Here is a 24,432-nt window from a genome sequence, read left to right on the forward strand (position 1 = left end):
GGGGATTGTTCACTCTCTGATTTCCTTTGCTTCCGGCGCGGCAGCCAGCACGGCATCCTCCACGCTCCAGTAATCCAGCGCCTGTGAAGGAAGCTGGGGCAGCGCCATGCGTTGCAGCGCGCTGCGCGCATGATCCTTCAAGCGGGCCACGCGCAGCGCGATGCCGCGCGCATCCAGCCAGGCGACGAAATCGCCCAGCGATTCCAGCACGGTGCCGTCCAGGTCGGGCGATTCCTCCAGGCTCAGCACCACTTCGCGCAGCGGCGTGCGCTCGGTGATGCGCTGGCGCACTTGCGCGAGCACGGCCTCGGCGTTGGCGAAGAACAGCGGCTCTTCCGGCCGCACGATCAGCACGCCCGGCACTTCGCGCGCCTGCGCGTGCGCCGCCACGTCGACGAAATCGTGCCCGCCGTCCAGCCGCCCCAGCACGCTCAGCCGCGGCGTGGCCAGGCGGCGCAACAGCATGATCAGGCTGAAGGCGATGGCGAACAGCAAACCGTTGAGAGTGCCCAGCGACAGCACCGCCAGCACCGCCGCCAGCGCCACCAGGCGGTCGCGATGCCAGCGCAGATAGGGACTGAACGCGGACAGGCGCAGCGACTTGCTTACCGCATGGATCACGATCGCCGCCAGCACCGGCATCGGAATGCGTTCGATCCACGGCAGCAGGAACAGCACCATCAGCAGCACGCCGCCCGCCGCGACCAGGCCGGCCAGGAGCGAACGCGCGCCGGCGGCTTCGTTCGCCGAGGTGGCCGAATAACCCGCGCCCACCGGCATGCCGTGCAGCAGGCCCGCCACCACGTTGGCCGCGCCGAGCACGGCCAGGTCGCGGTTGAGATTCACCGCATCGCCGTGCTTCAGCGCGAAGTTGCGGATCGAGCCGTACGACTCGGCATACAGGATCAGCAGCAGGGCCGCCGCCAGCTCCACGCTGGGCAGCCATTGCCCGCTCGCCGGCCAGCGCGGCCAGGCCCACTGCGGCGCCAGCTGCATCGCGCCGACCAGGGCCACGCCATGCCGCGCCAGCCAGCCCGACGCGGCGATGCCCAGCGCGATCGCCAGCAGGCTGCCCGGCACGCGGCGCAGGCGCTCGCACAGGAACAGCAGCAGCAGCGCGGCAGCGCCCATGCCGAGCGCCGCGGGCTTGATGCCGCCGAAGTCACCGAACAGATCGACCAGCAGCACCGGCACGAAATCGCCATGCAGCGCCGGCACGCCGAGCAAGGCCGGCAGCTGCTTGAGCGCGATCACGCAGGCCAGGCCGAAGGTGTAGCCGCGCAGCACCGGCCGCGCGATCAGATGCGACAGACCGCCCAGCCGCAGCGCGCCGGCCAGCAGAAAGCACAGGCCCGTAAGCACCACCAGCCCCGCCACGATGGCCGCGCGCGACGACGGATCGCCGCCTTCCAGCGCCAGCGTGCCGGCGGCGAGCACCGCCGCCGACGAAGACGTGGCCGAGACGATGGCGTAGCGGCTGCTCCCCAGCAGGCCATAGCAGACCAGGCCGGCGAACAGCGCCATCACGCCCGCTTGCGGCGGCAGGCCTGCGATGCCCGCATAGGCGACGGCTTCAGGCAGCAGCAGGCCGGCGATCGCCAGCCCGGCGAGCAGGTCGACGGTGAAGCCTGGCGTCGCCGTGGCGGCGGCCGCGCCGGTGTTCACCCGATCACGCCCGTCCAGCCGGGCAGGTAGGCCGCGTCATGCGTATGCGCGTGCAGCAGCGCTTCGTCGAGCACGCGCTTGCTGATCTTGCCGCCGGCCAGCTTCACGCGGCGGCGGTAGAAATCCGCCCACAGGAATTCGGCGTAGGGCGTGGCGTCCTTCGAGTAGCCGCCGGCCTGGCGCAGGCGGGCCGCGAGCGTGCGGTAGGGATCGTCGACGAGTTTGTCCAGGCTGGCCGGAATCGCGTCGTAGGCGATGCGCTGCCCCAGCGCGTCGTAGGGATGCGCCCAGCGGTTGAATTCCATGGTGCGCCAGAACACGTCCGGCTCCAGCCAGGAGAAATCCCGCTGCACCATCACCGGCACGCTTTTCACGCCTTCTTCGAGCAAGGCCAGGCCCAGATGATGGTGGTCGACGATATAGACCTTGTTCTTCGGTCCCAGCACGCCGGGAAACCAGTGCGCGTCGATCAGCTCCTTGCGCTTCTTCTTGCCCAGGCCGCGCCAGACGCCGCGCTTTTCCGCCACTTCGGCCTTGCCGACGGTGACCTGGGTCGGCCGCAGCTTGTCAGGCGCGACGCTCAGCAAGGGATGGCGTACATGCGGCTCGGACATGGGCAGTTCCTCAAGGGCTGGCGGACGGGGGCATACCGCGGCGCGCCGAGAGTAGCCCAAGCCGGCCACAGCTTCCTGCGCCGGCGGCTGGGTTAGGCTGGGTGTCCCCCATGCAGCCCGACGGCCACGCCATGCCCGTATCCCGCTCCGCCATTCGCCTCGCTCCGCTGGTGCTCGCGCTGGCGCTGCCCGCCATCTCCTTCGCCCAGGCCCAGGACGACTTCGCGCGCTGCCTCGCCGGGCTGGCGCCCAAGGCGCTGCAGGCGCGCGTGCAGGCCGACACCTACCAGCGCTACACGCGCGACCTGGTGGCCGACACCACGGTGATCGACTCGCTCAACCGCCAGCCTGAGTTCGTGATCCCGGTGTGGGATTACCTCTCGGCCCTGGTCGACCAGGAGCGCGTGGACGACGGCAAGGCGCGCATGCAGCAATGGTCGGAAGTGCTCGCGCGTGCGCAGCAGACCTACGGCGTGGATCCCGCCACCGTGGTGGCCGTATGGGGCGTGGAGAGCAACTACGGCCAGCAGTTCGGCCAGAAGCCGCTGCTGCAGTCGCTGGCCACGCTGTCGTGCATGGGTCGGCGCCAGGAGTATTTCCGCGGCGAGTTCTTCGCGGCGCTGCGCATCGTGCAGAGCGGCGATATCGGCGCGGACGAGTTCAAGGGTTCCTGGGCCGGCGCATTCGGGCATACGCAGTTCATGCCGTCCACCTTCGAGCGCGTGGCGGTGGATTTCGACGGCGACGGCCATCGCGACCTGATCGCCAGCGTGCCGGATGCGCTGGGTTCCACCGCGCATTACCTGCAGATGTCGCACTGGCAGGCCGGCCAGCCGTGGGGCTACGAGGTGAAGCTGCCGGCGAACTTCGACAGCAAGATCAGCGGGCGCACGGCCAAGCGGCCGCTCGGCTACTGGAGCGCGCAGGGCGTGCGCCTGGTCGATGGCTCGTCCCTGCCCGGCGGCGACGAGCCGGCGGGCCTGGTGCTGCCGGCGGGTGCGCAGGGTCCGGCGTTCCTGACCTTGCGCAACTTCGATGCGATCTACGCATACAACGCGTCGATCAACTACACCCTGGCCATTGCCCTGCTGTCGGACCGCCTGCGCGGCAAGCCCGGCATGGTGGCGTCCTGGCCCACCGACGATCCCGGCACCTCGCGCGCGGAACGGCGCGAGATCCAGCAGCTGCTGATCAACCGCGGCTACGACATCGGCACCGTCGACGGCATGGTCGGCGACAAGACGCGGCAGGCGATCCAGGCGGAACAGCGCAAGCTCGGACTGCCGGTAGACGACGGACGTCCGGGGCAGCGCATTCTCAAGGCGCTGCGGCAATCGCACTGACCCGCAGGTTGGGGTGAGCCGCAGGCGAACCCCAACCTACGATCAGCCCATGCCTTCGTAATAGCCGCGCATGGCTTCGAGGTACGCATCCAGATCGCGCCCCGGCTGGGGCGCGAAGCGCTCGCCGGTGGTGCGGCAGTCGGCGATGCGGTCGGGGCGGAAGTTGCGGAAGCCCTCGCGCAGGCGGCACCAGGTGCCCAGGGTCCACTTGCCGCCCCAGAAAGCCAGGCACAGCGGCTCGACTTCGCGCGTGCTGGTGCGGCCGGCTTCGTCGGCGTAGTCCAGGCACAGCACCTGGCTGTCGCTGATGGCGCTGTTGAGGCGGTCGATCATGGCGGCGAAGGCGACACGTCCGGCGTCGCGCCAGATCGGCGCATAGATGCGCGTGCGCGCCGCCCGCTCGCGCAGCTCCGGCGGCAGCACCGCTTCGATCTTCAGCAGCGCCGCCTGCGCACCGGCGGCCAGCTTCTCGCCCGCGAAGGCGCGCACGAAGCGCGTGCCGACCACCAGCGATTCGAGTTCTTCGGCGGTGAACATCAGCGGCGGGATGTCCGAGCCCTTGCGCAGCACGTAGCCGACGCCGGCCTCGCCTTCGATCGGTACGCCCGACAATTGCAGGTCGGCCACGTCGCGGTAGACGGTGCGCAGCGAGACGCCGAGCGTGTCGGCCAGATGCCGCGCCGGCAGCGCGGTGCGGCGCCCGCGCAGGGCGTGGATGATGAGGAACAGGCGGTCGGCGCGGCGCATCCGTGCATGATCGCCGAGCCGCGCGGCGGCGGCCAGCGCCGGATGTCACGGCGCGGCGCGTCCATGACAGGTGCGTCCATAGCAGCGGGGGCCGCCGCTGCGCTCACAGGTGCCGGGTCTCCGCCGGCGTTTCCATCCAGTTGTTGTGGCGGCCGTCGAAGTAGCGCACCGGCGCTTCGGCCAGCTCAGCCGGCTCGACGTCGTCGAGGCTGGCAAGATTGACCGAGACGAACGCGCCGCCGATTTCCTCGACATAGCCGCGGCCGAACGGCTTCACGCCGCAATGCCTGCAGAACAGGTGCTGGCAGCTGTGGGTGTTGAACTGGTAGCTGGCCAGTTCGTCCTCGCCTGCCGTCAGGCGGAATGCCTCCGGCTTCACCGTCGCGCCCCAGAAGCGCTGTTTCCAGCAGATCGAGCAATTGCACTTGCCGGTGCCGGTCGACAGGTCGATGTCGGCTTCGTAGCGCACACGGCCACAGTGGCAGCTGCCGTGATAGGTCCTGGTCATCGGGCGTTTCCTCGAATGGCATGCCACGCGGCGGCGGCGATGGCCAAGGTCGCGGCAAGGCCGCTGGCCGGTTGCGGTTTGCGCCTTGCCGGCTTGGGCGACGGACGGTATTGCCCGTCCAGCGACAGGCCGCTGAGGAACAGCGGCCGGTAAGCCATCAGTGCGCGGTTGATCGGATCGGGAGAATGCATGGCGATAAGCCTCAGACGGTGACCGCGCGCTCGCCCGCATACCAGGGCGGCGGCGTGGCGTGCTTGAACAGGCGGTACCAGTGTTCGCGGTCGCTGCCGCTGTAGAGATCCAGCGTGCGGATCACCTCGCGCGCCAGCTCCACGCTGCCCAGGCTGCTGGCGGTGATGAAGCCGCCGTCGCTGACGGCCAGCGCATCGGGGTCGTACTTCCCGGAACCGTCATAGACAGCCCCGTAGCCGCCGACGAAGCCGGTGAGATTGCCGGTGTGGCGGCTGCGCGCCATCAGGCCGTGCCGCGCCAGCGCCAGCACCGCGCTGCTGATCGCCGCGACGGTGCCGCCGGCGGCGTGCACGCGTTCGGCCGCCTCCACGGCTTCCTGCCCTTCGCCGCGCTGCCACAGATGGCCGCCGGGAAGAATCAGCAACGCCGCGCGGGACAGGTCGATCCGGTCCAGGGTCAGCTCGGGCGTGACGCACAGTCCGCCCATCGAAGTGACCGGCCGGGCCGAGAAGCCCACCGTCACGATGCGCCAGTCGCCGGGACGGCGGATCTCGCACAGGGCGAGCGCGGCTTCCCAGTCGGCATAGCCGTCGAAAGCCAGGAAATACACGGTGTCACGCATTTCAGTTCCCTCCTGATCGATGCCTGGCCGGAGCGCCGCGCGGGGATGGCGGGCTGCGGATAACGAGGACCTTCCTGGTGATGACGAATGAAGGCGGCGCGCCACGACATCGCGCCGCCTCACCAGCCCGCCGCCCGGCCCAAGCCGGCGGCGGGGGAGCGGGCTTCAGGTCACTGCCGGGACCATAGGCCCACCCGGTTGCCCTCGCTGTCCCGGAATTGCGCGAATGCGCCCTTGCCTTCCGGCAGTTCCGTGCGCGGCACGATCACCGCGCCGCCGGCCGCCTCCACCTTGGCCAGGGTCTGCGCCACGTCGGCCACGCTCAGGTACACCGTGCTGCCGTGCATGGACGGCTCGCATTCGTCCAGGCGCATCAGCGCGCCGGTGACGTGCTGGTCGGCGTCGTAGGGGAACACCGCCAGCTCCATGCCGCCGAACAGTTCGCTGCGCAGCGCGGTGCCCAGCGAGGCGTCGTAGAAGCGGATGGCGCGGTCCATCTGGCGGACCGGGATTTCGAACCAGTTGGTGACGACGGGGTTGAGCATGGCCTTGTTCCTTGTGGGGTCTCGATGCGTGGAGCGAAGTCTGGGGACCCCCTGCTGCCAACGTGTTGTCAGCAGCCCGCTGCGGCCGGCGGTGATGGAACGGTGAAAGCACCGGGTCGTTTTCCGGCTGGCGCGGTTCAGCAACTGCCCGGACAATGCGCGTTCCCTTTCGTTACGGACCCGCCATGAAGCCCGTTTCGCTCATCCAGTTCCTGATCGAGGAACGCCGCGCCGGCCGCATCAACGCCGAACTGTCCCTGCTGATCGAAGTGGTCGCCCGCGCCTGCAAGCGCATCTCGGTGGCCACCGGCAAGGGCGCCCTGGGCGGCGTGCTGGGCAATGCCGGCAGCGACAACGTGCAGGGCGAGGCGCAGAAGAAGCTGGACGTGATCTCCAACGAGATCCTGCTCGAAGCCAACGCCTGGGGCGGCCAGCTCGCCGCCTGCGCCTCGGAAGAGATGGAAGACCCGCAGCCGATCCCCGACATGTACCCCAAGGGCAACCACCTGCTGCTGTTCGATCCGCTGGATGGTTCGTCGAACATCGACATCAACGTGTCGGTCGGCACGATCTTCTCGATCCTGCGCTGCCCCGACGGCATCAGCGAACCCGCCGCCGAGCACTTCCAGCAGCCCGGCACCGAGCAGCTGGCCGCCGGCTACGTGGTCTACGGCCCGGCCACGCTGATGGTGCTGACCTTCGGCCACGGCACCCACGAGTTCACCCTGGACCGCGAGGTGGGCAGCTTTACCCTGAGCCGCCGCGACATCCGCATTCCGGAAGAGACCGCGGAGTTCGCCGTCAACATGTCCAACCAGCGCCACTGGGAAGCGCCGATGCAGCGCTACGTCGGCGAGCTGCTGGCCGGCAAGGAAGGCCCGCGCGCGAAGGACTTCAACATGCGCTGGGTGGCCTCGATGGTGGCCGACGTGCACCGCATCGTGACCCGCGGCGGCGTGTTCTTCTATCCGCTGGACGCCAGGAACAAGGCCAAGGGCGGCAAGCTGCGCCTGATGTACGAGGCCAACCCGATGGCCTTCATCGTCGAGCAGGCCGGTGGCGCGGCCACCACCGGGCGCGAGCGCATCATGGAGCTGCAGCCCACCGGCCTGCACCAGCGCGTGCCGGTGTTCCTCGGCTCGAAGAAAGAGATCGAGCTGGCTACGCACTACCATCGCGAAGCCGACGGCGCGCAGGGCTGAAGCCGTCACTTGGGCGGGCCGCCGTGAAGCGCCCGCCTCGCAAGGAAGGGGATATGCCGGGCGATTTCATCGAGGTCTTCCACGGCGCGCTGGCGCCGGAACACTGCGCCGCGCTGATCGAGCGCTTCGAGCACAGCGGCGACGCGGTGCCGGGCCAGGTCGGCGGCGGCGTGTATCCGGAGCTCAAGCTGAGCCACGACATCACCATCAGCGGCCAGCCGCAGTGGCGCGATGCGGAAACGGCCTTGAACCTGGCCATGCTCGAAGGCCTGGTGGCCTATCTGCGGCGTTATCCGTACACGCTGATCGCGCCGCTGATGCTGCAGATGCCGGACCCCGCCACCGGTGAGCGCCGCCGCCTGGGCGAAGCGGACGTGGCGGCCATGGACGACGCCGCGCTCGGCGCCCTGGCGCGGCAGGTGTTCGTGCCCGGCTCGATCAACCTGCAGCGCTACCGCGCCGGCAGCGGCGGCTATCCGTACTGGCATTGCGAGCTGTTTCCGCGCGATGCCACCGCGCAGACCCTGCACCGCCACCTGCTGTGGACGATCTACCTCAACGACGGCTTCGCCGAAGGCGAGACCGAGTTCCTGCACCAGGACCGCAAGGTGGCGCCGCGCACCGGCAGCCTGCTGCTGGCGCCGGCCGCGTTCACCCATACCCATCGCGGCAACCGGCCGCGCGGCGGCGACAAGTACATCGCCACCAGCTGGGTGCTGTTCCAGCGCGCCGAAAAGCTATACGGCGGCTGAGCCGTCCCGGGCGGCGCCGCAGCCGCGCCGCGCGCCGCCCCGATCCGGCCTTACACTCGCCCGCCATCCGACCACTCGCTGCCGATTCCATGCGCCGCCCCGCCCGCTTCGCCCTGCTGCTGTCCGCTCTCGCCCTCACCGCCTGCATCGGTGGCAAACCCAAGCCCACGCCGGCCCCGCCGCCCGCGGTGGTGCTGCCCAAGCTGCGCATCGGCCTGGCCTTGGGCGGCGGCGCGGCCAAGGGTTTTGCGCATATCGGCGTGATCAAGATGCTGGAAGCCAATGGCATCCATCCGGACGTGGTGGCCGGCACCAGCGCCGGCAGCGTGGTCGGTGCGCTGTACGCCAGCGGCATGGATCCGTTCCAGCTGCAGGAGCAGGCCTTCAACCTGGACGAGGCCAAGATCCGCGACATGCAGTTCTTCTCGCGCGGCCTGGTGCAGGGCCAGAAGCTGCAGGACTACGTCAACCAGCTGGTCGGCAACCGTCCGATCGAGAAGCTCAAGCTGCCGTTCGCCGCCGTCTCCACCCAGCTGGAGGAAGGCCGCCGCACCGTGTTCGTGCGCGGCAATACGGGGCAGGCGGTGCGCGCGTCCAGCAGCATCCCCGGCGTGTTCGAGCCGGTGGAGATCAGCGGCAAGCATTACGTGGACGGCGGCGTGGTCAGCCCGGTGCCGGTGGACGCCACGCGCCAGCTCGGCGCGGACGTGGTGATCGCGGTGGATATCTCCAGCAAGGCCGACGGTTCCAATCCGCAGGGCATGCTCGGCGTGGTCGGCCAGTCGATCAGCATCATGGGCCAGAAGCTCGGCGAGCAGGAGCTGGCGCGCGCCGACGTGGTGATCCGGCCCAAGGTCAATCAGATCGGCGCCACCGATTTCGAGCAGAAGAACCAGGCCATCCTGGAAGGCGAGCGCGCCGCGATGGCGGCCATGCCGGCGATCAAGGCGAAGCTCGCCACGCTCGAAGCGGCACGCAAGGCGCCCGCCGCGCCGGTGGTGGCGACGCACTGAGCCGGTGCCGTTCGCGGAGAGAGGGCCGCGGATTGTAACCAGCACGCCGGGACGCCGGCAGAGCCGGTAGCTGGGTAGTCCGGGCCGGGTTGGGCTGCTAGCTTGCGTGGCTTCCCCCCGCCCCGCCGAGAATCCCATGCGCCACGCGCTCCGTTGGCTTCCCACCGCCCTCGCCCTGGCGGTCTCGCCGCTGGCGTTCGCCGACCAGGCGGGCGTCGATCCGCGCATCGAGCACGTGCTGGCCGAGCTGGGCAGGACGCGGCCGATCCAGATGGTGCAGCTCTCGCCCGACGGCCAGCGCCTGGCCTGGGTGGTGCGCAGCAAGGGCAAGCCAATGGTGGAAGTGGCCAAGGCCGACGGCAGCGATGCGCATGCGGTCACGTCGATCCAGCCGGGCAGCTGCAGCCAGACCGATATCGCCTGGGCGCCGGATTCGCGGCACCTGGCGTTCCTGGCCGATTGCGGCAACAGCGACAAGCACAAGGATCTGTTCGTCGCCGACGCCGGCGACCCGAAGGGCCTGAAGAAACTGTCGGTGCTCAAGGGCCCGGCGCAGGATCTGAGCTGGGCGCCGGACGGCAAGGCGCTGGGCTTTCTCTACGTGGAAAACGGCACGCGCCGCGCCAGCGCGCTGGAAGCGGCCAAGCCGGCCGAGGGCGAGATCGGCGTGGACGGCGTCGAGGTGCAGCGCGTCGCCATGGTGGCCGCCGAAGGCGGCACGCCGCGCCTGCTCACGCCCGCCGGCAGCCATGTGTACGAGTTCTCCTGGTCGCCCGATGCGCAGCGCATCGCCTTCGTCGCCGCGCCGCCGCCGGGCGACAACAACTGGTGGATCGCCAAGCTGCTGGTGCAGGACGCGCAGCCCGGCGCCGCGGCTCACGTGGCGGTGGACCCCGCCGCCACGCGCGGCAGCCTGCACGGCCTGCAGCTGGCCCTGCCGACCTGGTCGCCGGACGGCCAGCGCATCGCCTTCATCGGCGGCCTGATGAGCGACCAGGGCGCCACCGGCGGCGACATCTACAGCGTGGCGGCCGGCGGCGGCGAACCCGTCAATCTCACGCCCGGCATTCACGTCACGCCGGTGTGGCTGGCGTGGAAGGACGCGGCGCACATGCTGGTCAGCCAGGTCGCCGGCGGACAGAGCCAGGTGGCGGACTACACGGTGACCGCTACCGCCGCGACGCAGGAGCGCGTGCTGTTCACCCTGCCCGCCACGATTACCGATGGCAGCGCGGCGATGGCGCTGTCGCTGTCCAAAGACCAGGCCCGCCTCGCCTTCGTGCAGCATTCGTTCGACGCCGCACCGGAAGTCCACGCCGGCCCGCTCGGGCAGACGCCGCCGCCTGCCGTCACGCACATCAATGCCGACAACAAGCCGACCTGGGGCAAGGCCGAGTCGGTGGAATGGGAGCACGACGGCCGCCGCATGCAGGGCTGGCTGATCTATCCGGCCGGCTACGACCCGGCCAGGACCTATCCCATGGTGGTGAACGTCCACGGCGGTCCGGCCAGCGCGCTGATCTCGCACTGGCCGCGCGTCGGCTACGGCGGCATCCCGTTCGGCGCGCTGGGCTATTTCGTGTTCCTGCCCAATCCGCGCGGCAGCTACGGCCAGGGCGAGGCCTTCGTGCAGGCCAACCGCAAGGACTTCGGCTATGGCGACCTCAGCGACACCCTGGCCGGCATCGACGCCATCGAAAAGCGCCTGCCGGTGGACGACCGGCGCCTGGGCCTGACCGGCTGGAGCTACGGCGGCTTCATGAGCATGTTCGCCCCCACTCAGACCCAGCGCTTCAAGGCGGTGGTGGCCGGCGCCGGCATCGGCAACTGGCAGAGCTATTACGGCCAGAATCTGATCGACCAGTGGATGCCGCCGTACTTCGGCGCCACCGTGTACGACGACCCGGCGGTGTACGCGAAGAGCTCGGCGGTCAACTACATCAAGAAGATCACCGCCCCCACCCTGGTGGTGGTCGGCGACCGCGACGCCGAATGCCCCGCCGCGCAGTCGCTGGAGTTCTGGCATGCCTTGCGTGCGCAAGGTGTGGCCACTTCATTGGTGATCTATCCGAATGAAGGGCATCACTTCGTGGACCCGGAGCATCAGCGCGATGTGCTGCAGCGGGCCTTGCTGTGGTTCCAGAAGTATCTGCCGGCGGCGCCTTGAGGGTGGGTGGGTGTGGGAATCTATTCACCAATCCATGCAATCGCGCACACAAGCCATTGATATAAAAGATATATCGAACGAAGAATCTATTCAGCGATCTATTCAGCGGTGCGGAGTGAACCCCTTCCCAAGCTAGGATTTGTCTTAATTTGCATCTTAAGTAGTTTTAAAGGCGTTTCTGGCGCTCATATGCACTATTATGCATATAATTTCTTAGCCGATACCCTTGAATCTGCGCTAGACTGCTGATTAATGGCGTAGAAACCTTTAATAAGCAGAGTACTGCACGATGTCGACGAACATCGAAGCACCAACGGAGACGGTTCTGGCCGAACTCGGTCAACGCCTGCGCGATCAACGCATCCGCATGGGATACAGCCAGGAGGATCTCGCCAGGATGGCGAATGTCTCGACACGCTCCATCCATCATCTGGAAACCGGCGGATCGTCGACCACGGCGACGCTGGTGAAAGTGCTCAGGGCCATGGGCATCACCGACGACCTGAAAGCCATCGCCCCGCTTCCTTCCGTCAGCCCCATGGCTGCCTTGCGCCAGGGCAGGCGCGCCCAGCGCGTGAGTGTCCCTCGCAAGAAGAAATAGGACGCCTGAGCCATGGCCATGTTCAACCATGTGGACGCCATCGAAGTACGCATCTGGAACAAGCTCGTCGGCGCTGTGAGCCCTGATCACCGCCATGGCGCCTACGCTTTTGAGTACGCGCCAGCATGGATAAAGCGCGGCGTGGAACTGGCGCCGCTCACCATGCCGCTCGCGGAGGCACGCCAGCCGTTTCTCTTTCCGCATCTTCGCGAGGACACTTACAAGCGCCTGCCAGGCCTGCTGGCGGACGCCCTGCCGGACGACTTCGGCTCAGCCCTCATCGATGCCTATATGGCCACGCGCGGCGTCGACAGGAACCAGATCACTTCCCTCGATCGCCTGGCCTACATGGGCAGGCGCGGCATGGGCGCCCTCGAGTTCCATCCAGCCCGAGGGATCACCCGCGACCGCTCGGGCCCGCTGCAGATGGCGGAGCTGGTGCGCGTAGCCCGCGATGTCCTCCACGGCGATCTGACTGACGACACCCACTCCAAAGAAGCGCTGGCCAGCATCATTCGCGTCGGCACCTCCGCCGGCGGCGCACGCGCCAAGGCCGTGGTGGCATTCAATCCCGAGACCAGGGAACTCCGCAGCGGCCAGTTCCATACCGCTACCGGCTTCGAACACTGGCTCATCAAATTCGACGGCCTGGGTGAAGACACCGAGCTTGGCCAATCGCAGGCGCATGGCCGCATCGAGTATGCGTACTACCTGATGGCAACCGCCGCCGGCATCACCATGTCCGAATGCCGCCTGCTGCATGAAAACGGCCGCCGCCACTTCATGACCAAACGTTTCGATCGGGACGGCAATTCCAAGCATCACATGCAGACGCTGTGTGGACTCGACCACATCGACTACAAGATGCGCGACACAAACAGTTACGAGCAGCTGTTCCTGGCCATGAATCGCCTAGGCCTGGACCTCGAGGCAAGGCAGCAGGCGTTCCGACGAATGGTCTTCAACTGGCTCGCCTGGAACTGCGACGATCACAGCAAGAACCACTCCTTCCTGCTGCGTGAGGAAGGCGCGTGGGAGCTGTCGCCCGCTTACGACATCACGTTCGCCCATAACCCGGACGGCTATTGGACCAGGCACCACCTCATGTCCGTCGCGGGGAAATTCGACGGCGCCGACCGCGCCGATTTCATGAAGGTCGCTGACGTGTTCCAGATTGCTGATGCAAGCGCCATCATGAAGGACGTACAGCAAGCGGTGGCTCAGTGGACTGACTTCGCTCGCCAGGCGGATGTGCCGCCGAAGGAAACCGGGCACATCGCCAGCTACCTGCTGGCCTGATCGCTCGATCGGGGATCTAGAACAATTGCCCCTGACGCGATGGCGCGCGTGGTGGCACGAAACGCGAAACATCGAGCTGCAGTTCCCACGCCCGCCCGAAACGATGTTTCCGGCAAGCCACCTCGAAGCGCCTGCGCAACAGATCGGCGAACACGCCCTGCCCGCGCATGCGCGTGGCGAAGTCGCTGTCGTAGTCGCGGCCGCCGTTCATCTGCTGCACCAGGCTCATCACGTGTTCGGCGCGCTGCGGTGCGTGCAGGGCCAGCCATTCGCGGAACAGCGTCTTCAACTCATGCGGCAGGCGCAGCACGGTGTAGCCGGCGCTGTTCGCGCCTGCGTCGGCGGCTTGTTCCAGCACCGCTTCCATGTCGCGGTCGTTGAGCGCGGGAATGATCGGCGCCACCAGCACGCCGACCGGAACACCGGCCTCGGCCAGCGTGCGCACCGCCTTGATGCGCCGGTGCGGAGCGCTGGCCCGCGGTTCCAGTCTGGAAGCCAGCTGGTTGTCCAGCGAGTTGATCGAGATGAAGATCTGCACCAGCCCATCGCGCGCCATGGGGGCAAGCAGATCCAGGTCGCGCTCGATCATCGCGTTCTTGGTGACGATGGTGAACGGATGCCGGCATTCGGCCAGCACCTCGAGTGCGGCACGCGTCAGCCGCCGGTGCTTCTCGATCGGTTGATAGACGTCGGTGTTGCTGCCGATATTGATCGGCCTGGGCACGTAACCGGGCTTGGCCAGTTCCGCGCGCAGCACCTCGGCGAAGTTGCTCTTGGCGCGCAGCCTGGTTTCGAAATCCAGCCCCGGCGATAGATTCAGATAGCTGTGCGACGGCCGCGCGAAGCAGTACACGCAGCCGTGCTCGCAGCCACGGTAGGGATTCATCGCCCGGTCGAAACCGATGTCCGGCGAATCGTTGCGGGTAATCACGCTGCGCGCGTGTTCTTCCGTCACCACGGTCTGCGGGCGCGGCTGATCCTCGACCAGCAGGGCGTGCTGCCAGCCGTCGTCCTCGGCGTGGCGCCGGATGGTTTCGAAGCGCCCCTGCGGATTGGACGCGGCGCCACGGCCCTTGAGCGCGCGCAGCCAGGGATCGGTCGGCACGGGGTCGGAGGGCATGGGGTCGGAGGGGACGGGATCGGAAGGCGCGGCCATCCGCACAGTGTGCGCCGCGCGCGTCTCGCCCGGCGCGACACACGCCCCTCTAGAACAGCTCGCCCTGCGGCGACGGCGGCCGGGGCGGGACGAAGCGGCTGGCATCCGTTGGCGGAAGCCGGCCGAAGCCCAGCCGGGCATAAGCCTTGGCAAAACGCTGCTGGATGAGCTGGGCGAACGGCCCCTCGCCGCGCATGCGCCGGCCGAAGGCGCTGTCGTAATCCTTGCCGCCATGCATCTGGCGCATCAGGCTCATCACGTGCGCGGCGCGCTCCGGGTAATGCAGTTCCAGCCATTCGCGCCAGATCGTCTTCAGCTCGTGCGGCAGGCGCAGCAGCACGAAGCCGGCGGCCTGCGCGCCATGCTCCCTGGCGGCTTCCAGGATCGCTTCCATTTCGCGGTCGGTGATCATCGGGATCACCGGCGCCACCATCACGCCCACCGGCACACCGGCCTCATGCAGGGCCTTCATCGCGCGCAGCCGGGCATGCGGCGCGCTGGCGCGCGGTTCCATGCGCGAGGCCAGGCGGTTGTCCAGGGTGGTGACCGAGAAGTACACGTTCACCAGGCGCTCGCGCGCCATCGCGGCGAGCAGGTCGATGTCGCGTTCGATCAGCGCGTTCTTGGTGATGAAGCCGACGGGATGCCTCGTCTCCGCGAAGATCTCCAGGCACTGCCGCGTGATGCGGTACTTGCGTTCGATCGGCTGGTAGGCGTCGGTATTGATGCCCAGCGCGATGGACGAACAGCGGTAGCCGGGCTTGGCCAGTTCCTTGCGCAGCAGCTCGGCGGCGTTGGTCTTGGCGAACAGCTTGGTTTCGAAGTCCAGGCCGGGCGAGAGATCCAGATAAGCGTGGGTGGGCCGCGCGAAGCAGTACACGCAGCCATGCTCGCAGCCCTTGTACGGATTGACCGACTGCGAGAAACCCACGTCCGGCGAATCGTTGCGGCTGATGATGCTGCGCGCGATGTCCTCGCGCACTTCGGTAGGCAGGCGGGGCGCTTCGTCCTGCTCCTGGTACCAGCCGTCGTCTTCCGCGGTGCAGATGCGCTTGTCGAAGCGGCTGACCGTGCGGGACGACGAACCCCGGCCCTTGATGATGCGGGCGGGTTTGGCGAGCTCGGACATGCCGCACAGGCTACGCCGGAGTCGTCGCAGCGGCTGAGATTCAGCCGCCGGACGCATGGTTCATGGCGCGCCGGAAAGCTGGGTATCGAGCGCCTCGGCCATGGTCGCCAGCGGATAGTTGTGCTCGAGCTGGCGCTGCATTTCGTCGAAGACCGGGGTGGAGATGGTCCAGCCCAGCGGGATCGGATACTCGCCGGGGCACAGCCGGAAATGCCACAGCATGTCGCCCTGCGCCGGGTCGGCCGGGTTCGGATGCAGGCTTTCCAGCAGCCGCGCCCGCGCGTACTCGCCGCGGGCGGTGCGCGTGTCGAGCAGGGCCAGCAATGGCGCCGTGGCTTCGCCGCTGGGTGCGCTGCCCTTGCCGCCGGCTACCTGGACGCCCGAGCAGGCGGTGGTGTACAGCGGCAGCGGATGCGCCGGGTCGTGGCGGTCGACGAAATCGTCCATCTGCGGATCGTTGCTGATGTGCAGCACGATGAAGCGCAGCTCCTGCCCGCGCGCCCTGGCCAGCTCGTGCAGGCGGTGCATCACTTCGCTCAGCGTCACCGCGCCGGAGTTTTCGAAATAGCCGCCATCGACCAGCTGCAGGCGCGCCGGCACCGGCGGGGTCACGCCGGCAGGCGGTGCGGTTTCCAGCGTGCCGGCCGGGCTGACATAGGTGAAGCGCGCGCTGTCGAGCACGGCCTCGCTCAGCGGCACGCGCGGATCCAGCCAGGCGGAGCCGTCGAAGGCGGCGGTCCACGGCTGCACCTGCGGCGTCGCCATCGGCCGGAACGGATGCTGGATAAAGCGCCGGCCCTCGGCCACGGTGGTGCTGTTGAGGAACAGCGCCGGCGTGCCGATGTCCGGACGGCCGTCGGCGGTGCTGTAGAGCGCGGCGAACGGCTGGGCGAACGCCTCCACGCCCTGCTTGCGGCCGGCGTGCTCCCAGGCGCGGGTGAGCGCGCGGGAGCGGTCGTCGAACCAGGCGCCCGGCAGCCAGCGCTGGGTGAAATCGACGAACAGCATGTTGGCCAGGGTCGGGGCGAGGAAATCGTGGTCGAGCAAGCTGCGCGCAAGGGTTTCCATGGTGTCCGGGCGGACGCCGGCGGGCTGGCGCAGCAAGGCCGTGTAGGTGGCCAGGCCCAGGCTGCCGCCGGAGACGCCGCTGCCGGCGAACAGGTAGCGCGCCAGCAGCGGCTCGCCCTGCTGCGGATGCCGCGCGTCCACCATCGCGGTGAGGCGCGCCAGCACCAGCGCCGTCCACGCCGCGCCGCGGATGCCGCCGCCCTCGGCGGCGGCCACCACCACCGGACAGGACTTACGGTTGGCGCAGCGCTGGTCGAGCCAGGCGTTGGCGTAGTCGTCGAAGCTCGGGCGGTGGTCCGCCGGTGCGGTTTCGGGATGGCTATGCGTGCTCATGCCGGGGTATTGGCGCACGCGGTGGTTGTCGTTCAGATGCAGCACGTGCAGCAGCGCGCTGAGCGCCAGCAGTCCGGTGAGCAGCGGGAAGCCGCGGCGGTCGGCCAGCATGCAGGCCCAGCCGCCGTTCAAGGCGAGGAAGGCCGCGGCGATCAGCAGGATCGCCAGCGGGCCGATGCCGTCCAGCAGCTCCGGCCGGAACGCGATCAGCACGGTGGCGGCGATATTGGCCAGGATCGACAGCACATACACGCGGCGCGCGGCGCGGCCCAGCATGCCGACGCGCCCGACGCGTTCTTCCTGCGAGGGCAGCGCGCAGACCTTCGCCAGCTTCGGCAGCGCATTGAGCAGGCGGCGGCGCGTCATGAAGAACACGATCAGTCCCAGCGAAACCAGCAGCAGGCCGGCCGCGCGCCACATGCGTCCTTCGCAGTCCTGGGTCATGCCGCAGGGCCCATGCGGCACCCGCACCAGAGCCAGCACGTAGCCCAGCAGCACCAGCAGCGGGATCGACGCGCCCATGATGCGCGGCAGCCAGTTGCGGATGCCGGCGCCGCGGCGGTCCTGCAGCGCGGGCCAGCGCAGATAGATGAGCCGGTAGGCGTTGCGCGCGCCGTACCACACGGCCAGGCCGGCCAGCGCGCTGCTGGCCAGCAGGGCCAGGTAGCGGCCGATGCTGGGGTCGATCCACACCGCGATCAGGAACAGCTCCGCCGCCTGGTCCACGCTGGTCGCCACCACCACCGCGAAGGCGAGGATGCACAGCGACACCCGCAAGGGCTTGAGGTGATCGAGCAGCAAGGCGACCTTGCCGCCGGCGCCGTCGAACAGGCGCTGCAGCCACCCTGCGCGCCGCACATCGGTGGACTTCGCTTCCATGGGCCGTCACCGTAGTGGGATCGGGGCGATCTTACGACGCGTGCGCACGGGGATTGTGCGCGGCGCGGCAAAACCCCGGACCTTCGGCCGACTATGATCCGCGCCGGGGTCGGCGTAGCGTCGCAAGCGTCGCGCCGATCTTTTCGGCGATCTTTTCGGCGATCATTTTCTGGCAAGAACCGAGGTTCCCATGCGCTGGCTCCTGCTGATCGGCACCCTGCTCTCCCTGGCCCTGAGCTTCACCCGCCACAGCGGCGGCGCCATGGGGCTGTGGCTGCTGCTCGGCGTGGTGGGCGCGTTCGCCACCGCGCTGGCCTTCGCCCAGGCGCGCATCGACGCGCATTCGCGCGGCGACACCCTGTCCGAATACGACCTGCAGCGGCTGCGCGACGGCAAGTCGCCGTTCAATCACTGAACACGCCGACGCAAGAAAAAACGGCGGCCGCGATGGCCGCCGTTTTCGTGGGTGCCCGCGGATGGACTCAGGCGATGTCCACGTCCTTGGTTTCCTTCAGGAACAGCAGGCCGATAAAGAACGTGCCGATCGCCACGATGATCGGGTACCACAGCCCGTAGTAGATATCGCCCTTCCACGCCACCAGCATGAAGCCGATGGTGGGCACGAAGCCGCCGAACCAGCCGTTGCCGATGTGATACGGCAGGCTCATCGAGGTGTAGCGGATGCGCGTGGGGAACATCTCCACCAGCCAGGCGGCGATCGGGCCGTAGACCATGGTCACGTAGATCACCAGGATCGCCAGCAGGATCACCAGCATGGCGTTGTTGGTCTTGGCGGGGTCGGCCTTGTCCGGATAGCCGGCCGTCTTCAGCGCCTCGCCGACGGTGCCGACGAAGGCCTTGCTCTGCGCGGCGAACGCGGCGCCGTCGAGGCTGCCGCCCTCGAACGAGTCGATGGTGCGGTCGCCGATCTTCACCTGCGCCACCGCGCCGGCGGGCGCCGCTTCGTTGCGGTAGGGAATGCCCTTCTTCGCCAGCGAGGTCTTGGCCACGTCGCAGGAGCTGGTGAATTTGCTCTTGCCGACCGGGTCGAACTGGAAGCTGCACGCATTCGGGTCCGCCACCACGGTGACCGGTGCGCTGGCGGCGGCGGTCTCGATCGCGGGATTGCCGTAGTGGGTGAGGCCTTTGAAGATCGGGAAGTAGGTGAGCGCGGCGATCAGGCAGCCCGCGAGCACGATGCTCTTGCGGCCGATGCGGTCCGACAGCCAGCCGAAGAACACGAAGAATGGCGTGCCGATGATCAGCGCGCAGGCGATCAGCAGGTTCGCCGTGGTGCCGTCGATCTTCAGGCTCTGGGTGAGGAAGTACAGCGCGTAGAACTGGCCGGTGTACCACACCACCGCCTGGCCGGCGGTGGCGCCGAGCAGGGCGAGGATCACCACTTTGAGGTTCTTCCACTGGCCGAAGGCTTCGGTCAGCGGCGCCTTCGAATGCTTGCCCTCGGCCTTCATCTGCTGGAACACCGGCGATTCCTGCAGCTGCATGCGGATGTACACCGACACCGCCACCAGCACCGAGGAGATCAGGAACGGAATGCGCCAGCCCCAGTCCTCGAACACTTTGTCGCCCAGGCTCATGCGCGTGCCCAGGATCACCAGCAGCGACAGAAACAGGCCGAAGGTCGCGGTGATCTGGATGAAGCTGGTGTACAGGCCGCGCTTGCCGTTCGGCGCATGCTCGGCCACATAGGTGGCCGCGCCGCCGTACTCGCCGCCCAGCGCCAGGCCCTGCAGCAGGCGCAGCGCGATCAGCAGCACCGGCGCGATGATGCCCACCGTGCCGTAGCTGGGCAGCACGCCGACCAGGAAGGTGGACAGGCCCATGATGATGATGGTGATCAGGAAGGTGTACTTGCGCCCCACCAGATCGCCCAGCCGCCCGAACACGATGGCGCCGAACGGGCGCACCGCGAAGCCCGCGGCGAAGGCCAGCAGCGCGAAGATGAAGGCGCTGGTTTCGTTGAGGCCGGAGAAGAAGTGCTTGCCGATCAGCACGGCCAGCGAGCCGTACAGATAGAAGTCGTACCACTCGAAGACGGTGCCGAGGCTGGAGGCCAGGATCACCCTGCGGTGACCGGTGTCCTTCATCGCGGCGCCTGTTGCGGTCGTAGCCATGTTGCTCCCCATGCGGATGTAGTTGCCGGGCGGGCGGCGCACCCCCGTGCGCCGCCCGTGCGGATCAGAACTTGTAGAGCGCGTTCAGGCTGACCTGGTTGCCGTTGAGCTTTTTGCGGTCGGTGCCGTTGGTGGTGTAGTCGAGCTTGTCGTAGATCCACTCCGCGCCCAGTTCGTAGGCGCCGGCGGCGTACTGCAGGCTCAGCGCGGTCTGCCGGTTGCGCAGGCGCGCATTGGCGAACGGCGCCTTGCCGGCCCAGCGGATCACGTCCTTGTCGTCCGGATTGCTCTGCGCGTAGAACGCGTTGACGCTCCAGTTCTTGGTGAAGTTGTAGCCGACCTGCAGATAGCCGCCCTTGTCCTTGATGTCGCCGAACTGCGAGAGATCGCCGAACACCTGGCCGATGCCCTTGCCGGCATACACCAGGGCCTTGAGGTTCCACGGGCCGGGTTTCCAGTTGCCGCCGAGCTCCCACACCAGGCTGTCGATCTTGTCCTTGATCGGCGTGAGCACGGTGTCGCCCACGCCCTTGAGGTTGACCTGGCTGTAGTGCGCCACGAAGAAGGCCAGCCAGTCCTTGTCCTGCACGTGCAGGCGCGCCTCCACCTGCGGACGGAAGCCGGCATTGCCCGCGGTGAGGTAGTTGAGGTTGTCGCCAGGTCCGTTCCAGTTGCCTTCGAACGCGCCCAGGTCCAGGCGCCATTTCGGACCGGAGGTGGAGCTGTGGTTCAACTCCTGCATCCACACCACGCCCGGGAAGCGCCAGCCGATCAGGCCGGTGCCGAAGCCCAGCGGAAACGCGATGTGCGACAGCGAGGTGGAAACCATGTCCACCGGGAACAGCAGCTCCCACTGCTGGCCGATGCGCACGGTGCTGCCGGTCTCCGGATTGGTCAGGTCCATATAGGCCTGGCGCAGGCGCGGCACGGGCTGCTGCTCGCTGTAGGGGCCGGTGCCGTTGAAGCCGCCGAAGAAATCCATCTCGATGCGGCCGCCGCCGGTCCAGTTGTCGGTGAACTTGGCGCCCTTGAAGTCGAGCCAGAAGCGCGTGTTGCGGATGTCCACGCCGCTGAGCGAACCGGATGAGGGCGCGGCGGCGGTCTTGGGAATCGGGTATTCGGCGTTCTGGCCGTTGCCGAACGAGAAGTTCTTGCTCTGGTTGAAGGCGCTGGCGCTGATGAAACCGTGCAACGCCACGGATACACCCGGCGCGCTGCTGAAGGTTTCCTTCGGCGGCGGCGCGGCGGCCACTTTCTGCGCCACCGCGGTGGCCTCGGCGGCCTGCTGCTGCGCCTGGACCACCTGCTGCTGCTGTTGCTGCTGCTGGGTCTGTTGCTGGCGCAGCATGTCCTTCAGTTCCGCCAGCTCCTGTTCGAGCTGGGACACGCGCGATTCCAGCTGCTGCTCGCGCGTGGCGGTCTTCGGCTTGCTCTTGGCTTGCGGCTCGGCCTGCGCGGCGGCCGGCAGGGCCAGCGCGGCGGCGATGGCCAGCGCAACGGCGGCCCGATGGCCGCCTAGACGTGTAAACACCATGGTCGTGCCTCCCCAGGCTATGGCTCGAGCGAGCTTGGGGATGCTGCAATGCGGCCGCCTATTCCCCATTGGTCGAACCTCGACCAAAGTCGAACCGAGCCCGTCACGTGCGCGTTGCCGGCCTTTCGCTACACTCGCTGGACTCGCCGGCGGCAAAGGGTCTGCCGCGGCCTTCCACATCCCCGCGGGCGCGCGCGCCCGGCCAGCAGGAGCCCTCCATGAGCAAGGTGTACCCCGTCAAGCCCGAGTTCGCCGCCAAGGCCCGCGTCAGCCAGGAGGATTACCAGCGCCTCTACGAAGAATCGGTACGCGATCCGGAGGGCTTCTGGGGCCGCATCGGCGGGCGCCTGGAGTGGAACCGCCAGCCCAGCAAGATCAAGAACGTCTCCTACGATCCGAAGAATCTGCACATCCGCTGGTACGAGGACGGCGAGCTCAATGTCTCGGCCAACTGCCTGGACCGCCACCTGGCCACGCGCGGCGACAAGACCGCGATCATCTTCGAGGGCGACGACCCGAACGAATCGCGCCACATCACCTACCGCGAGCTGCACGCCGAAGTGTGCAAGTTCGCCAACACGCTGAAGAACCTGGGCGTGAGCAAGGGCGACCGCGTCGCCATCTACATGCCGATGATCCCCGAGGCCGCGGTGGCCATGCTGGCCTGCGCGCGCATCGGCGCGGTGCATTCGGTGGTGTTCGGCGGCTTCTCGCCCGACTCGCTGGCCGGCCGCATCGCCGACTCCACCGCCAAGGTGGTGGTGACCGCCGACGAAGGCGTACGCGGCGGTAAGAAGATTCCACTGAAAGCGAACGTCGACGCGGCGCTGGAGCGCCCCGGCACCAACAGCGTGGAGACCGTGATCGTGGTGCGCCGTACCGGCAGCGCCGTGCCGATGCAGTCGCCGCGCGACCGCTACTACCACGTGCTGATGGACGGCCAGTCCACCGACTGCCCGCCGACGCCGGTGGAAGCGGAACACCCGCTGTTCATCCTGTACACCTCCGGTTCCACCGGCAAGCCCAAGGGCGTGCTGCATACCTCCGGCGGCTACCTGGTGTTCGCCAGCTATACGCACGAGCTGGTGTTCGACCTGCGCGAGGACGACGTCTACTGGTGCACCGCCGACGTGGGCTGGGTCACCGGCCACAGCTACGTGGTGTACGGGCCGCTGGCCAACGGCGCCACCACCGTGATGTTCGACGGCGTGCCGAACTATCCGGATACCAGCCGCTTCTGGAACGTGGTGGACAAGCACAAGGTCACCCTGTTCTACACCGCGCCCACCGCGATCCGCGCGCTGATGCGCGAGGGCGAGGCGCCGGTGAAGAAGGCTTCGCGCGCCTCGCTGCGCCTGCTCGGCTCGGTCGGCGAGCCGATCAATCCGGAAGCCTGGGAGTGGTATTACCGCGTGGTCGGCGACGAGCGCTGCCCCATCGTCGACACCTGGTGGCAGACCGAGACCGGCGGCATCCTGATCACTCCGCTGGCCGGCGCCATCGACGCCAAGCCCGGTTCCGCCACCAAGCCGTTCTTCGGCATCAAGCCGGCCATCGTCGATGCCGGCGGTGCGGTGCTGGAAGGCGCCACCGAAGGCAACCTGGTGATCACCGATTCCTGGCCGGGCCAGATGCGCACCGTGTACGGCGACCACCAGCGCTTCGTGGAAACCTATTTCACCGCCTACCCCGGCAACTACTTCACCGGCGACGGCGTGCGCCGCGACGAGGACGGCTACTACTGGATCACCGGCCGCGTCGACGACGTGATCAACGTCAGCGGCCACCGCATCGGCACCGCCGAAGTGGAAAGCGCGCTGGTGGCCCACCCGAAGGTGGCCGAGGCGGCCGTGGTCGGCTGCCCGCACGAGATCAAGGGCCAGGGCATCTACGCCTACGTCACCCTGGTGGCCGGCGAGCAGGGCAGCGACGAGCTGCGCAAGGAGCTGGTGGCCTGGGTGCGCAAGGAGATCGGCCCGATCGCCACGCCGGACTACCTGCAGTGGGCGCCGGGCCTGCCCAAGACGCGCTCGGGCAAGATCATGCGCCGCATCCTGCGCAAGATCGGTGAGAACCAGCCCGACCAGCTCGGCGACATCTCCACCCTGGCCGACCCCAGCGTGGTGAAGAGCCTGGTGGAAGAACGCCTGATCAAATAAGGGAATAGAAAACAGGGAATAGAGAATTGGCCAAGACCCTTCGAGACCCTACCCCTATTCCCTATTCTCCATTCCCTGTTCCCATACCATGTCCGATGTCCTGATCGCCGACGATCACCCGCTGTTCCGCGACGCCCTGCAGCGCGCGGTGCTCGGCGCCCTGCCCGAGGCCAGCGTGCACTGCGCCGACAGCGTGCACAGCCTGCTGGCCCTGGTGGAGCAGTACCCGGAAGCGGAGTTGCTGCTGCTGGACCTGCATATGCCCGGCGCACGCGGTTATTCCGCGCTGGCGCATATCCGCGGACAGTTTCCCGGCCTGCCGACCATCGTGGTGTCCGGCCATGAAGAGGCCCAGGTGGCCCGGCGCGCGCTGGCGCATGGGGCTTCCGCCTACATTCCGAAATCCAGCTCGGGCGAGCAGATCGTGCAGGCCATCCGCACCGTACTCGACGGCGACGTGTGGCTGCCGCATTCCCTGCTGGGCGACGCCAGCAGCGCGCTGAAAGACGACGAAGCCGAGATCGCCACGCGCGTGGCGTCGCTGACGCCGCAGCAGTTCCGTGTGCTGACCATGATCGCCGAGGGGCTGCTCAACAAGCAGATCGCCTACGACCTGGGCGTGTCCGAAGCGACGGTGAAGGCGCATATGACGGCGATCATGCGCAAGCTCGGGGTCAACAACCGCACCCAGGTGGCATTGGCGGCGAGCCAGCTCGCGGTGGAGCCGGGTTCGATGCAGCAGGCGCTGCCCGGCGACGAGGTCTAGTTT

General features: G+C 68.0%; 22 protein-coding genes. 10 read left to right on the forward strand and 12 right to left on the reverse strand.

Annotation, left to right across the window (positions count from 1 at the left end):
- Nucleotides 1–9: 9 nt before the first annotated feature.
- Both FHW84_RS03940 and FHW84_RS03945 read right to left on the reverse strand, forming a co-directional pair.
- A complete protein-coding gene (locus FHW84_RS03940; RefSeq protein ID WP_167252840.1) occupies nucleotides 10–1,665 on the reverse strand; it encodes a SulP family inorganic anion transporter in 1,656 nt (551 codons plus the stop codon).
- Nucleotides 1,662–2,279, reverse strand: coding sequence for a ParB/Srx family N-terminal domain-containing protein (locus tag FHW84_RS03945; protein WP_167252841.1), 618 nt, complete (start codon nucleotides 2,277–2,279; stop codon nucleotides 1,662–1,664). The genes FHW84_RS03940 and FHW84_RS03945 overlap by 4 nt, the downstream gene beginning before the upstream one ends.
- 110 nt (nucleotides 2,280–2,389) lie before the next feature.
- On the opposite strand from FHW84_RS03945, the gene FHW84_RS03950 reads away from it, so the two are divergent.
- Nucleotides 2,390–3,622, forward strand: coding sequence for a lytic murein transglycosylase (locus FHW84_RS03950; protein ID WP_243867875.1), 1,233 nt, complete (start codon nucleotides 2,390–2,392; stop codon nucleotides 3,620–3,622).
- Between the two features lie 42 nt (nucleotides 3,623–3,664).
- On the opposite strand, the gene FHW84_RS03955 is transcribed toward FHW84_RS03950, so the two are convergent.
- The 5 genes from FHW84_RS03955 to FHW84_RS03975 all read right to left on the reverse strand — a co-directional run bounded on the left by FHW84_RS03955 (nucleotide 3,665) and on the right by FHW84_RS03975 (nucleotide 6,236).
- Nucleotides 3,665–4,369 carry a YafY family protein gene (locus FHW84_RS03955; protein WP_167252842.1) on the reverse strand — a complete coding sequence of 235 codons (705 nt, stop codon included), beginning with the start codon at nucleotides 4,367–4,369 and terminating at the stop codon, nucleotides 3,665–3,667.
- Nucleotides 4,370–4,472: 103 nt separating this feature from the next.
- Nucleotides 4,473–4,877 carry a GFA family protein gene (locus tag FHW84_RS03960; protein WP_167252843.1) on the reverse strand — a complete coding sequence of 135 codons (405 nt, stop codon included), beginning with the start codon at nucleotides 4,875–4,877 and terminating at the stop codon, nucleotides 4,473–4,475.
- Entirely contained in the window at nucleotides 4,874–5,068 is a 195-nt protein-coding gene (locus FHW84_RS03965) for a hypothetical protein (RefSeq protein WP_167252844.1), read from the reverse strand. Before FHW84_RS03965 ends, FHW84_RS03960 begins: the two co-directional genes overlap by 4 nt.
- A gap of 11 nt (nucleotides 5,069–5,079) precedes the next feature.
- Nucleotides 5,080–5,691, reverse strand: a complete 612-nt coding sequence (locus FHW84_RS03970; RefSeq protein WP_167252845.1) for a DJ-1/PfpI family protein — start codon at nucleotides 5,689–5,691, stop codon at nucleotides 5,080–5,082.
- 170 nt (nucleotides 5,692–5,861) lie between these two features.
- Nucleotides 5,862–6,236, reverse strand: a complete 375-nt coding sequence (locus FHW84_RS03975; RefSeq protein ID WP_167252846.1) for a VOC family protein — start codon at nucleotides 6,234–6,236, stop codon at nucleotides 5,862–5,864.
- 185 nt (nucleotides 6,237–6,421) lie between these two features.
- Between FHW84_RS03975 and FHW84_RS03980 the strand changes: the two genes are divergently transcribed.
- The 6 genes from FHW84_RS03980 to FHW84_RS04005 all read left to right on the forward strand — a co-directional run bounded on the left by FHW84_RS03980 (nucleotide 6,422) and on the right by FHW84_RS04005 (nucleotide 13,270).
- Nucleotides 6,422–7,438, forward strand: a complete 1,017-nt coding sequence (locus FHW84_RS03980; RefSeq protein WP_167252847.1) for a class 1 fructose-bisphosphatase — start codon at nucleotides 6,422–6,424, stop codon at nucleotides 7,436–7,438.
- A 53-nt stretch (nucleotides 7,439–7,491) separates the two neighbouring features.
- Nucleotides 7,492–8,190, forward strand: coding sequence for a 2OG-Fe(II) oxygenase (locus tag FHW84_RS03985; RefSeq protein ID WP_167252848.1), 699 nt, complete (start codon nucleotides 7,492–7,494; stop codon nucleotides 8,188–8,190).
- Nucleotides 8,191–8,279: 89 nt separating this feature from the next.
- Nucleotides 8,280–9,203 carry a patatin-like phospholipase family protein gene (locus FHW84_RS03990; RefSeq protein ID WP_167252849.1) on the forward strand — a complete coding sequence of 308 codons (924 nt, stop codon included), beginning with the start codon at nucleotides 8,280–8,282 and terminating at the stop codon, nucleotides 9,201–9,203.
- Nucleotides 9,204–9,339: 136 nt separating this feature from the next.
- Nucleotides 9,340–11,370 (forward strand): S9 family peptidase, encoded by a 2,031-nt coding sequence (locus FHW84_RS03995; protein ID WP_167252850.1) that lies wholly within the window; start codon nucleotides 9,340–9,342, stop codon nucleotides 11,368–11,370.
- 289 nt (nucleotides 11,371–11,659) lie between these two features.
- Entirely contained in the window at nucleotides 11,660–11,971 is a 312-nt protein-coding gene (locus tag FHW84_RS04000; RefSeq protein ID WP_167252851.1) for a helix-turn-helix transcriptional regulator, read from the forward strand.
- A gap of 12 nt (nucleotides 11,972–11,983) precedes the next feature.
- Nucleotides 11,984–13,270, forward strand: coding sequence for a type II toxin-antitoxin system HipA family toxin (locus FHW84_RS04005; protein ID WP_208399624.1), 1,287 nt, complete (start codon nucleotides 11,984–11,986; stop codon nucleotides 13,268–13,270).
- A 16-nt stretch (nucleotides 13,271–13,286) separates the two neighbouring features.
- Here the strand turns inward: FHW84_RS04005 and FHW84_RS04010 are convergent, their stop codons facing one another.
- From FHW84_RS04010 to FHW84_RS04020, 3 genes are all read right to left on the reverse strand, one after another.
- Nucleotides 13,287–14,390, reverse strand: coding sequence for a PA0069 family radical SAM protein (locus tag FHW84_RS04010; protein WP_167252852.1), 1,104 nt, complete (start codon nucleotides 14,388–14,390; stop codon nucleotides 13,287–13,289).
- 85 nt (nucleotides 14,391–14,475) lie between these two features.
- Entirely contained in the window at nucleotides 14,476–15,555 is a 1,080-nt protein-coding gene (locus FHW84_RS04015) for a PA0069 family radical SAM protein (protein ID WP_167252853.1), read from the reverse strand.
- 60 nt (nucleotides 15,556–15,615) lie between these two features.
- Nucleotides 15,616–17,835, reverse strand: a complete 2,220-nt coding sequence (locus FHW84_RS04020) for a hypothetical protein (RefSeq protein ID WP_167252854.1) — start codon at nucleotides 17,833–17,835, stop codon at nucleotides 15,616–15,618.
- Nucleotides 17,836–18,025: 190 nt separating this feature from the next.
- On the opposite strand from FHW84_RS04020, the gene FHW84_RS04025 reads away from it, so the two are divergent.
- Nucleotides 18,026–18,250 (forward strand): hypothetical protein, encoded by a 225-nt coding sequence (locus tag FHW84_RS04025; RefSeq protein WP_167252855.1) that lies wholly within the window; start codon nucleotides 18,026–18,028, stop codon nucleotides 18,248–18,250.
- A 67-nt stretch (nucleotides 18,251–18,317) separates the two neighbouring features.
- On the opposite strand, the gene FHW84_RS04030 is transcribed toward FHW84_RS04025, so the two are convergent.
- Together FHW84_RS04030 and FHW84_RS04035 are read right to left on the reverse strand one after the other, a co-directional pair.
- Nucleotides 18,318–19,970, reverse strand: a complete 1,653-nt coding sequence (locus FHW84_RS04030; RefSeq protein ID WP_167252856.1) for an MFS transporter — start codon at nucleotides 19,968–19,970, stop codon at nucleotides 18,318–18,320.
- Between the two features lie 64 nt (nucleotides 19,971–20,034).
- Nucleotides 20,035–21,504, reverse strand: a complete 1,470-nt coding sequence (locus FHW84_RS04035; protein WP_167252857.1) for a porin — start codon at nucleotides 21,502–21,504, stop codon at nucleotides 20,035–20,037.
- Between the two features lie 218 nt (nucleotides 21,505–21,722).
- On the opposite strand from FHW84_RS04035, the gene acs reads away from it, so the two are divergent.
- Nucleotides 21,723–23,663: an acetate--CoA ligase gene (acs, locus tag FHW84_RS04040; protein ID WP_167252858.1), complete on the forward strand. Its 1,941-nt coding sequence runs from the start codon at nucleotides 21,723–21,725 to the stop codon at nucleotides 23,661–23,663.
- Between the two features lie 88 nt (nucleotides 23,664–23,751).
- On the forward strand, nucleotides 23,752–24,429 hold the full coding sequence (locus FHW84_RS04045) for a response regulator transcription factor (RefSeq protein ID WP_167252859.1): 678 nt from the start codon (nucleotides 23,752–23,754) through the stop codon (nucleotides 24,427–24,429).
- The last annotated feature ends 3 nt before the right edge of the window (nucleotides 24,430–24,432 follow it).

It is taken from the genome of Dyella sp. SG562 (assembly GCF_011759495.1).
Lineage (GTDB): Bacteria > Pseudomonadota > Gammaproteobacteria > Xanthomonadales > Rhodanobacteraceae > Dyella_D > Dyella_D marensis.

What these genes read in the sequence shown, in the direction of transcription:
- FHW84_RS04020 (WP_167252854.1), bottom strand. Translation starts at nt 17,835, where the DNA reads ATGGAAGCGAAGTCCACCGATGTGCGGCGCGCAGGGTGGCTGCAGCGC.
- FHW84_RS04045 (WP_167252859.1), top strand. Translation starts at nt 23,752, where the DNA reads ATGTCCGATGTCCTGATCGCCGACGATCACCCGCTGTTCCGCGACGCC.
- FHW84_RS03995 (WP_167252850.1), top strand. Translation starts at nt 9,340, where the DNA reads ATGCGCCACGCGCTCCGTTGGCTTCCCACCGCCCTCGCCCTGGCGGTC.
- acs (WP_167252858.1), top strand. Translation starts at nt 21,723, where the DNA reads ATGAGCAAGGTGTACCCCGTCAAGCCCGAGTTCGCCGCCAAGGCCCGC.
- FHW84_RS04030 (WP_167252856.1), bottom strand. Translation starts at nt 19,970, where the DNA reads ATGGCTACGACCGCAACAGGCGCCGCGATGAAGGACACCGGTCACCGC.
- FHW84_RS03970 (WP_167252845.1), bottom strand. Translation starts at nt 5,691, where the DNA reads ATGCGTGACACCGTGTATTTCCTGGCTTTCGACGGCTATGCCGACTGG.
- FHW84_RS03955 (WP_167252842.1), bottom strand. Translation starts at nt 4,369, where the DNA reads ATGCGCCGCGCCGACCGCCTGTTCCTCATCATCCACGCCCTGCGCGGG.
- FHW84_RS03990 (WP_167252849.1), top strand. Translation starts at nt 8,280, where the DNA reads ATGCGCCGCCCCGCCCGCTTCGCCCTGCTGCTGTCCGCTCTCGCCCTC.
- FHW84_RS04035 (WP_167252857.1), bottom strand. Translation starts at nt 21,504, where the DNA reads ATGGTGTTTACACGTCTAGGCGGCCATCGGGCCGCCGTTGCGCTGGCC.
- FHW84_RS04000 (WP_167252851.1), top strand. Translation starts at nt 11,660, where the DNA reads ATGTCGACGAACATCGAAGCACCAACGGAGACGGTTCTGGCCGAACTC.
- FHW84_RS04010 (WP_167252852.1), bottom strand. Translation starts at nt 14,390, where the DNA reads ATGCCCTCCGACCCCGTGCCGACCGATCCCTGGCTGCGCGCGCTCAAG.
- FHW84_RS03960 (WP_167252843.1), bottom strand. Translation starts at nt 4,877, where the DNA reads ATGACCAGGACCTATCACGGCAGCTGCCACTGTGGCCGTGTGCGCTAC.
- FHW84_RS03965 (WP_167252844.1), bottom strand. Translation starts at nt 5,068, where the DNA reads ATGCATTCTCCCGATCCGATCAACCGCGCACTGATGGCTTACCGGCCG.
- FHW84_RS04025 (WP_167252855.1), top strand. Translation starts at nt 18,026, where the DNA reads ATGCGCTGGCTCCTGCTGATCGGCACCCTGCTCTCCCTGGCCCTGAGC.
- FHW84_RS03945 (WP_167252841.1), bottom strand. Translation starts at nt 2,279, where the DNA reads ATGTCCGAGCCGCATGTACGCCATCCCTTGCTGAGCGTCGCGCCTGAC.
- FHW84_RS04005 (WP_208399624.1), top strand. Translation starts at nt 11,984, where the DNA reads ATGGCCATGTTCAACCATGTGGACGCCATCGAAGTACGCATCTGGAAC.
- FHW84_RS04015 (WP_167252853.1), bottom strand. Translation starts at nt 15,555, where the DNA reads ATGTCCGAGCTCGCCAAACCCGCCCGCATCATCAAGGGCCGGGGTTCG.
- FHW84_RS03975 (WP_167252846.1), bottom strand. Translation starts at nt 6,236, where the DNA reads ATGCTCAACCCCGTCGTCACCAACTGGTTCGAAATCCCGGTCCGCCAG.
- FHW84_RS03985 (WP_167252848.1), top strand. Translation starts at nt 7,492, where the DNA reads ATGCCGGGCGATTTCATCGAGGTCTTCCACGGCGCGCTGGCGCCGGAA.
- FHW84_RS03950 (WP_243867875.1), top strand. Translation starts at nt 2,390, where the DNA reads ATGCAGCCCGACGGCCACGCCATGCCCGTATCCCGCTCCGCCATTCGC.
- FHW84_RS03980 (WP_167252847.1), top strand. Translation starts at nt 6,422, where the DNA reads ATGAAGCCCGTTTCGCTCATCCAGTTCCTGATCGAGGAACGCCGCGCC.